At 60.7% G+C, this 9571-nt stretch carries 11 protein-coding genes; 7 read left to right on the top strand and 4 right to left on the bottom strand.

Annotated features, from left to right (window positions below):
* Positions 1 to 23: 23 nt before the first annotated feature.
* Both madL and madM read left to right on the top strand, forming a co-directional pair.
* Positions 24 to 416 (top strand): malonate transporter subunit MadL, encoded by a 393-nt coding sequence (gene madL, locus BFP95_RS10305; RefSeq protein ID WP_049711132.1) that lies wholly within the window; start codon positions 24 to 26, stop codon positions 414 to 416.
* 5 nt (positions 417 to 421) lie between these two features.
* A complete protein-coding gene (gene madM / locus BFP95_RS10300; protein ID WP_049713463.1) occupies positions 422 to 1186 on the top strand; it encodes a malonate transporter subunit MadM in 765 nt (254 codons plus the stop codon).
* Here madM and BFP95_RS10295 read toward each other — a convergent pair.
* Complete coding sequence (locus tag BFP95_RS10295) at positions 1164 to 2096, bottom strand: LysR family transcriptional regulator (RefSeq protein WP_065880177.1); 933 nt, start codon at positions 2094 to 2096, stop codon at positions 1164 to 1166. The genes madM and BFP95_RS10295 overlap by 23 nt on opposite strands.
* Before the next feature lie 145 nt (positions 2097 to 2241).
* On the opposite strand from BFP95_RS10295, the gene BFP95_RS10290 reads away from it, so the two are divergent.
* A complete protein-coding gene (locus BFP95_RS10290) occupies positions 2242 to 2859 on the top strand; it encodes a PAQR family membrane homeostasis protein TrhA (RefSeq protein ID WP_065880176.1) in 618 nt (205 codons plus the stop codon).
* A 111-nt stretch (positions 2860 to 2970) separates the two neighbouring features.
* Here BFP95_RS10290 and BFP95_RS10285 read toward each other — a convergent pair whose 3' ends face one another.
* Entirely contained in the window at positions 2971 to 3873 is a 903-nt protein-coding gene (locus BFP95_RS10285; RefSeq protein ID WP_065909983.1) for a LysR family transcriptional regulator, read from the bottom strand.
* A 108-nt stretch (positions 3874 to 3981) separates the two neighbouring features.
* On the opposite strand from BFP95_RS10285, the gene BFP95_RS10280 reads away from it, so the two are divergent.
* From BFP95_RS10280 to BFP95_RS10270, 3 genes are read left to right on the top strand one after another with little or no spacing between them, the layout of a single operon-like run.
* Complete coding sequence (locus BFP95_RS10280) at positions 3982 to 5205, top strand: D-amino acid dehydrogenase (RefSeq protein ID WP_065909980.1); 1224 nt, start codon at positions 3982 to 3984, stop codon at positions 5203 to 5205.
* A 10-nt stretch (positions 5206 to 5215) separates the two neighbouring features.
* A complete protein-coding gene (locus BFP95_RS10275; protein WP_065909978.1) occupies positions 5216 to 5566 on the top strand; it encodes a RidA family protein in 351 nt (116 codons plus the stop codon).
* A 24-nt stretch (positions 5567 to 5590) separates the two neighbouring features.
* Positions 5591 to 6493 carry a transporter substrate-binding domain-containing protein gene (locus BFP95_RS10270; protein WP_065871919.1) on the top strand — a complete coding sequence of 301 codons (903 nt, stop codon included), beginning with the start codon at positions 5591 to 5593 and terminating at the stop codon, positions 6491 to 6493.
* Positions 6494 to 6577: 84 nt separating this feature from the next.
* Here the strand turns inward: BFP95_RS10270 and BFP95_RS10265 are convergent, their stop codons facing one another.
* Complete coding sequence (locus tag BFP95_RS10265) at positions 6578 to 7297, bottom strand: 16S rRNA (uracil(1498)-N(3))-methyltransferase (RefSeq protein WP_065871918.1); 720 nt, start codon at positions 7295 to 7297, stop codon at positions 6578 to 6580.
* Between the two features lie 30 nt (positions 7298 to 7327).
* Complete coding sequence (locus BFP95_RS10260) at positions 7328 to 8734, bottom strand: adenosylmethionine--8-amino-7-oxononanoate transaminase (protein ID WP_065880174.1); 1407 nt, start codon at positions 8732 to 8734, stop codon at positions 7328 to 7330.
* A 273-nt stretch (positions 8735 to 9007) separates the two neighbouring features.
* Between BFP95_RS10260 and BFP95_RS10255 the strand changes: the two genes are divergently transcribed.
* Positions 9008 to 9559: a cytochrome b gene (locus BFP95_RS10255; protein WP_065871916.1), complete on the top strand. Its 552-nt coding sequence runs from the start codon at positions 9008 to 9010 to the stop codon at positions 9557 to 9559.
* Positions 9560 to 9571: the final 12 nt, after the last annotated feature.

Here is a 9571-nt window from a genome sequence, read left to right as displayed (position 1 = left end):
CGAGCACTTTGAGGACAACAACAATGATTATTTACGGTGTGGCGTTTTTGGCGCTCTGTACGTTGGCCGGCCTGTTCGTCGGTGAACTGCTGGGCAAATGGATGGGCATTCCGGCCAACGTCGGCGGGGTGGGTATCGCTATGTTGCTGTTGATCGGGCTGGGCAGTTACCTCGCCAAGCGCGGCTTGTTCACCGGTAAATCGGAGCAGGGCGTGAGCTTCTGGGCGGCCATTTATATCCCGATCGTGGTGGCCATGGCTGCCCAGCAAAACGTCTACGGTGCAATCAGTGGCGGCCCGATGGCGATTCTGGCTGGGACACTCGCGGTGGTGCTGGGTTTTGCCCTGGTGCCAGTGCTGGTGCGCATCGGCAACCGTGAGCCAAGCGCGGTTGTCCCCACCAAAGAAGCCGGGTGATTGCCATGTACGAATCAATGATGAAAGTGATCACTGGCTACGGCCTGATCAGTGGCTTTGCGGTAATCGGGCTGACCATGTGGGTCTCTTACTGGATCTCTGACACCTTCACCAAAGGCCGCCTGCACGGCTCGGCCATCGCTATTCTGTTGGGTCTGGTGCTGTCTTACGTCGGCGGTGCGTTTACCGGTGGCTCCAAGGGGGTGGTGGATATTCCGTTGTTGTCGGGTATTGGCCTGCTGGGCGGGGCGATGCTGCGCGACTTTGCCATTGTTGCCACGGCGTTTGGCGTGAGTGTCGATGAGCTGAAACGGGCAGGATACGTCGGGGTATTGGCGTTGTTCGTGGGCGTGGGCTCATCGTTCATCGCGGGCGTCGGGGTGGCCATGGCGTTTGGCTACACCGATGCCGTGAGCCTGACCACCATCGGCGCCGGCGCCGTGACGTACATTGTCGGCCCGGTGACCGGTGCGGCGATTGGCGCCAGTTCCGAAGTGATGGCGCTGTCGATCGCCGCCGGGTTGATCAAGGCCATTCTGGTGATGGTGATGACGCCGTTCGTTGCCCCGCTTATCGGTTTGAATAACCCTCGTAGCGCGGTGATTTTCGGCGGGCTCATGGGCACCTCCAGCGGTGTGGCTGGCGGCTTGGCCGCAACCGACCCGAAACTGGTGCCCTACGGCTGCCTGACCGCGGCGTTTTATACCGCGCTGGGCTGTTTGCTGGGGCCTTCGCTGTTGTTTCTGATCATGCGCGGGCTGGTGGGTTAGCGCCCCGGTTGGCATACATCCGACACTCCGCCAACAGCGCGAGCAAGTTAGGGTCGCGCTCCTTGGCCTTCAAGAACACCACGCCAATCTGCTGCTGCAACCGATACCTGGGTTGCAGCGGTATCAGCTTCACGCGGTTCTCATACACCGCCGCAATCCTGCCCGGCAGCAACGCATAGCCCACCCCTGAACTGACCATGCTCAGCAGGGTGAAGATGTCATTCACTTGCATCGCCACCTTCGGCTCGAACCCCGCCTGCTTGAACACCCGATTGCCGTCCTGGTGGGTAGCGAAGCCTTGGGTGAGGGTGATGAACGTGGCGTCGCGCACATCGGCCAGGTCAATTTCCTGCTCGCGGTCGAACGGTGATTCGGCCGGAGTGGCGAGGAAAATGTCGTCGGTAAACAGCGCGATCTGTTCGCAGTCGGGGTCGTTGGCGTGCTCATCCAGCGAGATGAGGATCGCGTCCACCTCCATGTTTTTGAGCTTGTAGAGCAGGTCGAAGTTGGAGCCCAGGATCAGGTCGATGTTGAGTTCGCTGCGACGGATTTTCAGGCCCATGATCAGCTGCGGCACGGTCTTCACCGTGAGCGAATACAGCGAGCCGAGCTTGAAGCGTTCGGCGGAGAAACCTGCGGCCTCGCGGGTCAGGCGCACGCTGTCGACCACATCGGCCACCAGTTTCTGTGCGCGCTCTTCCAACACGTAGGCGCTTTCCAGCGGGGTGAGGTTGCGCCCTTCGTGTTTGAACAGTGGGCAGCGCAGCGCATTTTCCAGGGAGTGGATGGCGCGGTGCACGCTGACGTTACTGGTTTGCAGCTCGGCGGCGGCGCGGGCCAGGTTGCCGGTGCGCATGAACGCCAGGAAGATTTCGAGCTTTTTGAGGGTGAATTCTTCGTCGATCAGCATGGCCGTGGGCTCTTGTTCGAATGCCGACAATTGTGCCCGCAAAACCGCCCGGCGTCCCCGGAACGTCATAAGCCGCTTGCACTCTTATGCGCAAGGCTGGACGCTTGGCGGCCAACCCATAACGGTTACGGGAGGTCGATGAACGATGTACCACGGGGAACGATTCAACGCCTGGAGCCATTTGCTCGGTGCAATCGCGGCGTTTGTAGGCGCAGTGTGGATGTTGGTGGTGGCGAGCCTGGATGGCAGTCCCTGGAAGATCGTGAGCGTGGCAATTTATGGTTTTACGCTGCTGGTGTTGTACAGCGCGTCCACCGTGTATCACAGCGTGCAGGGCCGCCGTAAAGAAATCATGCAGAAGGTTGATCACTTTTCGATCTACCTGTTGATCGCCGGCAGTTACACGCCGTTTTGTCTGGTGACCTTGAGAGGGCCGTGGGGCTGGACGCTGTTCGGCATCGTGTGGGGGCTGGCGGTGATCGGCATCCTGCAAGAGATCAAGCCGCGCTCCGAGGCGCGCATCCTGTCGATCGTGATTTATGCGGTGATGGGCTGGATTGTGCTGGTGGCGGTCAAGCCGCTGATCGCCGCGCTGGGCACGGCAGGGTTTACCTGGCTGGCGGCGGGCGGGGTGTTGTACACCGTCGGCATCATCTTTTTTGCGTTGGAGGACCGCCTGCGGCACTCCCATGGGATCTGGCATTTGTTTGTGATTGGCGGCAGCCTGCTGCACTTTGTGGCGATCATGCATTACGTGCTGTAACCCTGTGGGCGCTGGCTTGCCTGCGATTGCGGTGTTTCAGTCAATAACCTTGTGACTGACACTCCCTCATCGCAGGCAAGCCAGCTCCCACATTTGATCATCGGTACGCTGTTAGAGCCGTTCCAGCAGCTCTCGGGCGCGGTGGCCGAAAATCTCCAGCAGATTAGCCAACATATGCGGCGGCGGTTCATCGGCGCGGGTCAGGGCGTACAGCGTGATCGGCAGCGGCGGAGTGAGCGTGCGGATGCAGGTGGTGGCGGTCGAAGCACCGAGCGCGGTGAAGGGGTCGATCACCGTGAGGCCGGCGCCGGATTCCACCATCGCACGGGCCAGGGAGTAGGTTTGTACGGAGATCGTCACCCTTGGCGGCGGATCGACGTTTTCCAGGTAGCTGTCGAGTTTAGCCGCCAGCGGGTCGGCGCTGGAAAGACCTATCAGCAGCGTACCCGCCAGATCAGCCAGGGGCAGTGGGCTGCTCAGCTCCGCATCAGACCAATAGCCTTTGGACGCCAATGCCACCAACACCCCGTTGGCCAGCACTTGCGTGGTCAGCCCTGGATGGCCGGAAAAGTTGAGGGTTAGCGCCAGGTCAATCTCACGCATCAGCAGCTTCTGCACCAGCTCGCGGCTGTGGTCGCTGGACAACTCACAGGCCATGTCCGGGTAATCGCGCTTCCACTCAAGAATGGCTGGCGGCAGCAGCGACAAGGCCAACGCCGGGATCGCGCCGATGCGCACACTCTGGCCCGGTGCACGGCGCAAACTCTTGGCCAGGCGCCGCACGCCTTGCAGGCTTTCTGTGACTTTTTCCACTTCGCTTTCCAGCGCCAGGGCTTCCGGCGTGGGCTGCAACTTGCCGCGCACGCGCAGAAATAGCGGGAAGCCCAGCTGCAATTCGGCGTGCTGCAACACCTTGGTCACCGCCGGTTGCGACACATGCAGCAGTTGCGCGGCGGCGCTGACGGAGCCGGTCTGGCGGATGGCCTGGAAGATTTCGATATGACGCAAACGCATGGCAAGTCCATAACCTTTGTTTATGGGTGACCCATCTTTATTCATTGTCGGTGGCCTGTCACCTGCCCCTAGGCTTGTGGCTTCTTGATTCAGCGGCGGGCGGCGGGAATGGTGCACATCATTGGGGGTGGGGTGATTGGTCTGGCGAGCGCGTATGCGTTGGTGCGTGCGGGCCACGAGGTGACGGTGATCGACGCACGCGAGACCCTGGGCAGTGAAACCAGCTTTGCCAATGGCGGGCAGTTGTCCTATCGCTACGTGGCGCCGCTGGCCGATGCCGGCGTGCCGCTTCAGGCCATCGGTTGGCTGTTGCGCGGTGACTCGCCGTTAAAGCTGCGCCCACGCCTCGACCCTCAGCAATGGCGCTGGATGGCCGCGTTCCTCGGTGCATGCCGTAGCTCGGTGAACAAACGCAATGCCGCCCACCTGCTGCGACTTGCCTCCCTGAGCCAGGACACGTTGCAGCAATGGCGCGAGGATGATCACCTGGACGGCTTCGACTGGCGGCGCAACGGCAAACTGGTCACCTTCCGCAACGCCAGCTCCTTTGCGCATGCCCGCAGCAAGGTCACCGATATCCTTCAACAGCAGGTGCTGTCGGCCGCCGATTGCGCACGCCTGGAGCCGGCGCTGGCGGGCGGTGGTTTTGTCGGCGGGATCTACACGCCGAATGAGGAGGTGGCTGATTGTCATGCTTTCTGCCAGCGCTTGGCGGCGCGCCTGGAAGCGTCCGGCCGCTGCCACTTTTTGCTGGGGCGCAAAGTCACCGGCATTCGCCACGCTGACGGTGTGGTGCAGGCTATCGAACTGGGCGCTGAGGTGGTGCCGGTCGAGCATCTGGTACTGGCGGCCGGCTATCGCAGCGCCGAGTTGGGTGTGTCGCTGCCGCTGTACCCGCTCAAGGGTTACAGCCTCAGTGTGCCGATTGGCGCGCAGCACCAGGCGCCGAACGTGAGCATTACCGACTACGACCGCAAGATCGTCTATGCGCGCATCGGCGAACAACTGCGGGTGGCGGCCATGGTGGACATCGTCGGCTTCGACGCCAGCCTTGAACCCAAGCGCCTGGCGCTGATGAAACGCCAGGCACTGGAGACATTTGCGCAGGCCGGCGATTACGCCCATGCGGTGGAGTGGGCGGGTATGCGCCCGGCCACCCCCACTGGCGTGCCGCTGATTGGTGCCAGTGTGTATCGCAACCTGTGGCTGAACCTGGGCCACGGCGCCCTTGGTTTTACCCTGGCCTGCGGCAGCGGCCAGTTGCTGGCTGAGTTGATTGGGCAACACGCGCCTTCCATTGATATGCAGGGCCTTGCGCCCCGCGCCGCATGAGGATGTATGGATGACCATCAGCCGAATCCGCAGCAATGAGCGCCTCTCGGGCGCAGTGACCTTCAAGGACCTGGTGTTCCTCTCGGGCCAGGTGCCCGGTGATGGCAAGGACGTGGCGACACAAACCCAGGAGGTGCTGACCAGGATCGATGCGCTGCTGGCCCAGGCGGGCAGCGATAAGGATCATCTGCTCAACGCAACGATCTATTTGAAAGATATCGGCAGCGGTTTTGCACCGATGAACGAGGTGTGGTCCGCCTGGCTGTCACCGGGCATGGCGCCGACGCGCACGACCCTTCAAGCGGAACTGGCGCGGCCGAGTGTGCTGGTGGAAATCAGCGTGATTGCTGTACGTAAATAATCGAAAAACCAACGGAGAATAACAATGAAAAAAATCCTGTTGACCGGCTGCACCCTGGCGCTTTTGCTGGGCGCACAAGCCCATGCGAACCAAGCGCCGTTGGACGGCACGCTGGGCAAGATCGCTAACGCCAAGTCCATCACTTTGGGCTATCGCGATGCGTCGGTGCCGTTTTCCTACGTGGGGGATAACAGTGGCAAGCCCATGGGCTACTCGGTGGAGCTGGCAGATAAGATCGTCGAGCGCATTCAGCAGAAAATCGGGGAGGGCACGCTCAATGTGAAGTACAACCTGGTGACCTCCCAAACCCGTATCCCGCTGGTGCAGAACGGCACTGTCGACCTGGAATGCGGTTCTACCGGGGTGACGGCCGAGCGGCAGAAGCAGGTGGCGTTTTCCTACGGGTTTATCTATGTGAAGGGGCAATTGCTGACCGCCAAGGACAGTGGTATCCAAGGCTTTGCTGATCTTGCGGGCAAGAACGTGGTGACCACCGCGGGTACCACCAACGAGCGTTTCCTCAAAAGCTACAACGCCGAGCACAAGGCCAATATGTTCGTGATCAGCGCCAAGGACCATGGCGAAGCCTTCAAGATGCTAGAGACCGGCCGTGCAGCGGCGTTCTATATGGATGACGCGTTGCTTTACGGCGAGCGCGCCAAGGCCAAGGACCCGCACAATTGGGTGGTGGTGGGGGAGGAGCAGTCGCGGGAAATCTACAGCTGCATGGTGCGCAAGGACGACCCGCAGTTTCTTGCAGTGGTCAACGAGACACTTGGCGACCTTTATCGCAGTGGGGAGATCAACGGGATTTACCAGCGCTGGTTTGAGTCCCCCATTCCGCCCAAGGGCTTGAACCTGGAATTCCCGATGACCAGTGAGTTGAAGGCGATTATTGCCAAGCCAGTCAGCGACCCGGTGGAGTGATGTAATGGCGTGGTAACCCATTCCAAATGTGGGAGCTGGCAAGCCAGCTCCCACAGTTTTGATTGGGGTTGCAACGGAAGAGGTTTAAAAATCGCCCCAGAGTTGTTGGGCCACACTCAGCGCGACTACCGGCGCCGTTTCGGTACGCAACACCCGCGGCCCCAGACGGGCGGCGTGGTAGCCGGCCGCTTGCGCGGTTTCGACTTCCTGGTCGGTCAGCCCACCCTCAGGCCCGATCAAGAAGGCCAGGCTCGAGGGCTTGGCATGGCTGACCATCGGCTCGGCCACCGGGTGCAGCACCAGCTTCAAATCCGCCTCGGTCTGTTTCAACCAGTCCGCCAGCAACAGTGGCGGGTGAATCACCGGCACCGTTGAGCGACCACATTGCTCGCAGGCGCTGATGGCCACCTGGCGCCAGTGCAGCAGGCGTTTGTCGGCGCGTTCATCCTTGAGGCGTACTTCGCAGCGGTCGCTGAAAATCGGCGTGATCGCATTAACGCCCAGTTCGGTGGCTTTCTGAATCGCCCAATCCATACGCTCGCCCCGGGACAGGCCCTGGCCCAGGTGGATATGCAGCGGTGATTCGGTCTGGCCAGCGAAGCACTCGGTGAGTTGCACGGTGACGCGTTTCTTACCGACTTCCAGCAAGCTGCCGAGGAACTCCTGGCCGGAGCCGTCGAACAGTTGCACGGCATCGCCTTCGCCCATGCGCAGCACGCGGCTGATGTAATGCGCCTGGGCTTCGGGTAATTCGTGGTCGCCGAGGCTCAGCGGGGTGTCGGTGAAAAAGCGGGACAGTCTCATTTCTGTTCTCTGGAAAGGTGGGTTAGGCAATCAACCTGGATCGCGGAAGCCTGGGTGGAAGTCTTTTGGCACAGCGACACTGACGTTGCTATTGGTGGCGATGTCGATCCCTTCACTGGCGACTTCAGCCAGGAAGTCGATCTGCTCCGGCGTAATCACGTACGGCGGCAGGAAATACACCACGCTGCCTAATGGTCGCAACAGGGCGCCACGTTCCAGGGCGTGCTCGAACACCTTCAAGCCACGGCGCTCCTGCCACGGGTAGGCGGTCTTGGTGGCTTTGTCCTGGACCATCTCGATGGCCAGCACCATGCCGGTCTGGCGCACTTCCGAGACGTGAGGGTGGTCCACCAGGTGCGCAGTGGCGGTCGCCATGCGCTGGGCCAGGGCCTTGTTGTTTTCGATGACGTTGTCTTCTTCGAAAATATCCAGCGTCGCCAACGCCGCCGCGCACGCCAGCGGATTGCCGGTGTAGCTGTGGGAGTGCAGGAACGCGCGCAATGTCGGGTAGTCGTCGTAGAAGGCGTCGTACACGTCATCGGTAGTGACCACGGCGGCCAACGGCAGGTAGCCGCCGGTGAGCGCTTTGGACAAGCACAGGAAGTCCGGGCGGATACCGGCCTGCTCACAGGCGAACATCGTTCCGGTGCGGCCGAAGCCCACGGCGATTTCATCGTGGATCAGGTGCACGCCGTAGCGGTCGCAGGCTTCGCGCAGCAGCTTGAGGTACACCGGGTGGTACATGCGCATGCCGCCGGCGCCCTGGATCAGCGGTTCGACGATGACGGCGGCGACGGTGTCGTGGTTGTCCGCCAGGGTCTGTTCCATGGCCAGGAACATGTTGCGCGAGTGTTCTTCCCAGCTCATGCCCTCGGGGCGCAGGTAGCAATCCGGGCTGGGCACCTTGATGGTGTCGAGCAGCAGCGCCTTGTAGGTCTCGGTAAACAGCGGCACGTCGCCCACCGACATCGCGGCGATGGTTTCGCCGTGGTAGCTGTTGGTCAGGGTGACGAAACGCTTTTTGTCAGGCAGGCCGCGGTTGAGCCAATAGTGGAAGCTCATTTTCAGCGCGACTTCGATACACGACGAACCATTGTCGGCATAGAAGCAGCGTGTCAGGCCTTCAGGCGTCATCTGCACCAGGCGTTCGGACAGCTCGATCACCGGCTGGTGGCTGAAACCGGCGAGGATCACGTGCTCCAACTGATCGACCTGGTCTTTGATGCGCTGGTTGATGCGTGGGTTGGCGTGGCCGAACACATTGACCCACCAGGAACTGACGGCATCGAGGTAGCGCTTGCCTTCGAAGTCTTCCAGCCAAACCCCTTCACCGCGCTTGATCGGGATCAGCGGCAATTGCTGATGGTCTTTCATCTGGGTGCAGGGATGCCAAAGCACCGCAAGGTCGCGTTGCATCCACTGGTTGTTCAAGCCCATCGGTTATCTCCTCGAAGCGGTCCTGCGGCTGGCGCAGGTAAAACAATCGCGCAAGCCTATGCAATGGGCGGCTGTGTCACAAGACATTACCTGTGAATTGGTTGTAAACGCAGGACGGTCTGTCACGTTTCTTCTGGATAGTCCTTAATCCGTTGTTAATTTACTCTTCATACCCTCAAGATCGTATTTCTCGATATTTCAAAGCAGGATTTTCCGCTTTAATTCGATAGGTAAATCGCTAGTCTTGGGCGCAGCTATTACGGGATTAAGTACATGCAGTTACGCAATTCACCGGCCCGCTATGGCTGGGTCAGCATCGTTTTGCACTGGGGCGTGGCCTTGGTGGTGTTCGGCCTGTTCGCTCTGGGCTTGTGGATGGTCGGCCTCGACTACTACAGCGCCTGGCGCAAAGAGGCTCCGGACCTGCACAAGAGCATTGGCATCACGCTATTCGCAATCATGCTGGTGCGTATCGTCTGGCGCTTGGTCAGCCCACCACCACCACCGTTGACCAGCTACAGCCGCATGACGCGTATGGGTGCCGCGTTTGGCCACGCGTTCCTGTATCTCGGGTTGTTTGCCGTGATGATCGCCGGTTACCTGATTTCCACCGCAGACGGTGTCGGTATCCCGGTGTTTGGCCTGTTTGAGATTCCTGCCGTGGTTTCCGGGCTACCGGACCAGGCAGATAACGCCGGCTTGGTACACCTGTACCTCGCTTGGGTGTTGGTGGTCTTCGCCGGTTTGCATGGCGTGGCTGCGTTGAAACACCACTTTATCGATCGTGATGTGACCCTCACGCGAATGCTGGGGCGCAAAGCCTGATGTTCAACCTCG

Source organism: Pseudomonas sp. 58 R 12 (genome assembly GCF_900005865.1).
GTDB lineage: Bacteria > Pseudomonadota > Gammaproteobacteria > Pseudomonadales > Pseudomonadaceae > Aquipseudomonas > Aquipseudomonas tritici.
This window is presented reverse-complemented; position numbering and strand designations above follow the sequence as displayed.

Excerpts from the sequence above, each read along its gene's own strand:
- madL (WP_049711132.1), top strand. The coding sequence starts at position 24 with ATGATTATTTACGGTGTGGCGTTTTTGGCGCTCTGTACGTTGGCCGGC.
- madM (WP_049713463.1), top strand. The coding sequence starts at position 422 with ATGTACGAATCAATGATGAAAGTGATCACTGGCTACGGCCTGATCAGT.
- BFP95_RS10295 (WP_065880177.1), bottom strand. The coding sequence starts at position 2,096 with ATGCTGATCGACGAAGAATTCACCCTCAAAAAGCTCGAAATCTTCCTG.
- BFP95_RS10290 (WP_065880176.1), top strand. The coding sequence starts at position 2,242 with ATGTACCACGGGGAACGATTCAACGCCTGGAGCCATTTGCTCGGTGCA.
- BFP95_RS10285 (WP_065909983.1), bottom strand. The coding sequence starts at position 3,873 with ATGCGTTTGCGTCATATCGAAATCTTCCAGGCCATCCGCCAGACCGGC.
- BFP95_RS10280 (WP_065909980.1), top strand. The coding sequence starts at position 3,982 with ATGGTGCACATCATTGGGGGTGGGGTGATTGGTCTGGCGAGCGCGTAT.
- BFP95_RS10275 (WP_065909978.1), top strand. The coding sequence starts at position 5,216 with ATGACCATCAGCCGAATCCGCAGCAATGAGCGCCTCTCGGGCGCAGTG.
- BFP95_RS10270 (WP_065871919.1), top strand. The coding sequence starts at position 5,591 with ATGAAAAAAATCCTGTTGACCGGCTGCACCCTGGCGCTTTTGCTGGGC.
- BFP95_RS10265 (WP_065871918.1), bottom strand. The coding sequence starts at position 7,297 with ATGAGACTGTCCCGCTTTTTCACCGACACCCCGCTGAGCCTCGGCGAC.
- BFP95_RS10260 (WP_065880174.1), bottom strand. The coding sequence starts at position 8,734 with ATGGGCTTGAACAACCAGTGGATGCAACGCGACCTTGCGGTGCTTTGG.
- BFP95_RS10255 (WP_065871916.1), top strand. The coding sequence starts at position 9,008 with ATGCAGTTACGCAATTCACCGGCCCGCTATGGCTGGGTCAGCATCGTT.